The following is a 2723-nucleotide window of genomic DNA, read 5'->3' on the forward strand; positions in this document are numbered from 1 at the left end:
CGCCCCGCTGGGCGAGCCGGGCCTCCACGAGTACCGGCTGCCCGCACGCGCCGCGTGGCTTGACGACAAGGCGACCTTGCGCATGCGCCCGGTCCACCTGTACCTTCCGCTCGTCTCGCAGGCCGCGCGCCGCGCCACGCGGGGGGCCGGTTGATGCGCAGCATGACGGGCTTCGGACGCGGCGACTGCACCGCGGGCGGGCGCCGCTACGTCGTGGAGGTGCGCGGGGTGAACCACCGCTTTCTCGACGTGCACGTGCGGCTGCCGGCGGGCTTGGCGGCGCTGGAGCCCGACATCCGCCGCGAGGTGGCCAGGGCGGTCGAGCGGGGTCGTGTGGAGGCGTCCGTCGACGTGCGAGCGCACGGGACGGCGGAAACGGGCATTTTCATTGACGTGGAACGCGCTCGGGGCTATCATGAAGCCTTGAAGGAACTGGCAGCGGCGCTCGACATTCCCTGGCGTCCGGACGCGTGGTCGCTCGCCGCGTTGCCCGGCGTGATCGTCCCGGAGACCCAGGGATTGGAGCCGGAAGTGGCGTGGCCGCCGGTGCAGCAAGCTCTCTCCGCAGCGCTTGAGGCGTTTCTCGGGATGCGGGCGGAGGAGGGGAAACGGCTGGCCTCGGACATGGCGGCTCGCATGGAGTCGCTCGCCGCGCGGCTGGACGCCATCGAGGCCCGCGTTCCCGCGGCGCTGGAGGCCGCGCAGCAGAGGCTGCGCGATCGCCTCGCCGCCTGGCTCGGTGAGACGCCGCTGGACGAGCAGCGCTTGGCCATGGAGGTCGTCCTGCTCGTCGACCGCGCCGACGTTTCCGAAGAGATCGTCCGCCTGCGCAGCCACCTTTCGCAAATGCGGGCCTGCCTGCAATCCGACGGACCCGTTGGGCGCAAGCTGGAGTTCCTCATCCAGGAATGCCACCGAGAGGTGAACACCCTCGGCTCGAAGGCGCTTGACGTCGAGATCGCGTCGCACGTCATCGCGATGAAGGGAGACATCGAGCGGCTGCGGGAGCAGGTCCAGAACGTCGAATGACGCGGTGACAGGGATGGTCGATCTCCGCGAGTGAAGGAGGATGCGGGCGTGGACATCAAGCTGATCAACATCGGTTTCGGCAACATCGTCTCGGCGAACCGCATCATCGCCATCGTCAGCCCCGAGTCGGCGCCGATCAAGCGGATGATCAGCGAGGCGCGCGATCAGGGCACGCTGATCGACGCCACGTACGGCCGGCGCACGCGGGCCGTGATCTTCACCGACAGCGGCCACGTCATTCTCTCCGCCGTGCAGCCTGAGACCGTCGCGCACCGTCTCGGTTCGCGAGAATCGCTGCATGCCGGCGACATCGTCTAGGAGGCGTTCGTGTCCAAAGGTTTGTTGATTGTGCTTTCCGGGCCGTCCGGGGCGGGCAAGGGCACCGTGCGCGCCGCCCTGATGGAACGGCAGCCGGAGCTCCGCTACGGGATTTCGGTGACGACGCGCGCCCGGCGCGCGCATGAGATGGACGGCGTCCACTACTACTTCATCGACCGCGAGGACTTTTTGCGGCGCCGGGACCGCGGCGAGTTCGTGGAGTGGGCGGAGGTCTACGGCAACTATTACGCCACGCCACGGGAGCCCATGGAGACGTGGCTCGCAGAGGGCCACGACGTCCTGATCGAGAAGGACATCCAGGGCGCCATGACCCTGAAGCGCGCGTACCCGGACGCCTGCTTCGTCTTCATCCTGCCTCCCTCCCTTGAGGAATTGCGCCGGCGCATCACCGCCCGCGGCAGCGAGTCCGCGGAGGCGAGGAACCAGCGCCTGGCCAGCGCCAGCCACGAGTTGACCTACCTGGACCGGTACGACTATGCTGTCGTGAATGACCAGGTCGACGCGGCCGTCGACAAGCTGCTGGCGATCATCAAGGCGGAGAAGTGCCGCGTCTCCAGGCAACCCGACCTGATCGAGAAAATCCGCAGTGGGGGAGCGGTCTGAATGGACGTCCCATTGCCGTCGATGGACGAACTGGTGAAGAAGGTCGACACGCGCTACACCATGGTCATCATCGCCGCGAAGCGTGCGCGCCAGATCCTCGAGGGATCGCGTCCCCTCGCGGGCACCGTGAAAGACAAGCCGGTCACCGCCGCCCTGAAGGAGCTGGCGGTGGGGCAGCTGCGCTGGGAACAGCGCAAGTCCGGCGTGAAGTAGGCGCGGCGCCGTGGCGAGATGGGTCGTCGGCGTCGCGGGCGGCGTCGCCGCCTACAAGGCGGTGGACCTCGCCAGCCGGCTGGTCAAGGAGGGGCACGAGGTCCGCGTGGTGATGTCGGAAGCGGCCACGCGCTTCGTCACCCCGTTGACCTTCGAAGCCGTCACGGGCCGCCCGGTTCTCTTCGATCTCTGGGCGCCCGGGGCAGGCGAGGCGCACATCGAGATCGCCCGCTGGTGCGACGGCATCGTGGTGGCGCCGGCGACCGCCGACCTGATCGGACAGCTCGCGAACGGCCTCGCGCGCGACGCGCTCGGGGCCGTTCTTTTGGCTGCGCGCTCGCCCGTGTGGCTTGCTCCGGCCATGCACGACGCGATGTGGCGCCACCCGGCGGTGCAGGCCAACGTGGAGCGGCTGCGGCAGTACGGGTACCGGTTCATCGGTCCGGAGCACGGGCGCCTGGCCTCCGGCGAGGAGGGGTGGGGGCGCATGGCGGAGCCGGCGGCGATCGTCGACGCGCTGCGCGCCGCCAGCCGCGCCC

The 2723-nt window shown here is 69.3% G+C and carries 6 protein-coding genes; all 6 read left to right on the forward strand.

From position 1 onward, the window contains the following. On the forward strand, window positions 1–154 hold a 154-nt coding region (locus IRZ18_09530; GenBank protein MBX5477346.1), incomplete at its 5' end, for a hypothetical protein. Beyond that, window positions 154–1029 carry a YicC family protein gene (locus IRZ18_09535; protein ID MBX5477347.1) on the forward strand — a complete coding sequence of 292 codons (876 nt, stop codon included), beginning with the start codon at window positions 154–156 and terminating at the stop codon, window positions 1027–1029. The genes IRZ18_09530 and IRZ18_09535, both read left to right, overlap by 1 nt. 48 nt (window positions 1030–1077) lie before the next feature. Beyond that, window positions 1078–1347, forward strand: a complete 270-nt coding sequence (locus tag IRZ18_09540; GenBank protein ID MBX5477348.1) for a DUF370 domain-containing protein — start codon at window positions 1078–1080, stop codon at window positions 1345–1347. Window positions 1348–1356: 9 nt separating this feature from the next. Then, on the forward strand, window positions 1357–1971 hold the full coding sequence (gmk, locus tag IRZ18_09545) for a guanylate kinase (GenBank protein ID MBX5477349.1): 615 nt from the start codon (window positions 1357–1359) through the stop codon (window positions 1969–1971). After that, window positions 1972–2184 (forward strand): DNA-directed RNA polymerase subunit omega, encoded by a 213-nt coding sequence (locus IRZ18_09550; protein ID MBX5477350.1) that lies wholly within the window; start codon window positions 1972–1974, stop codon window positions 2182–2184. Between the two features lie 10 nt (window positions 2185–2194). Next, the coding region (locus tag IRZ18_09555; protein MBX5477351.1) for a bifunctional 4'-phosphopantothenoylcysteine decarboxylase/phosphopantothenoylcysteine synthetase at window positions 2195–2723 on the forward strand (529 nt) is incomplete at its 3' end.

The sequence above is a fragment of the Clostridia bacterium genome, from assembly GCA_019683875.1.
Lineage (GTDB): Bacteria > Bacillota > Sulfobacillia > RBS10-35 > Bu92 > Bu92.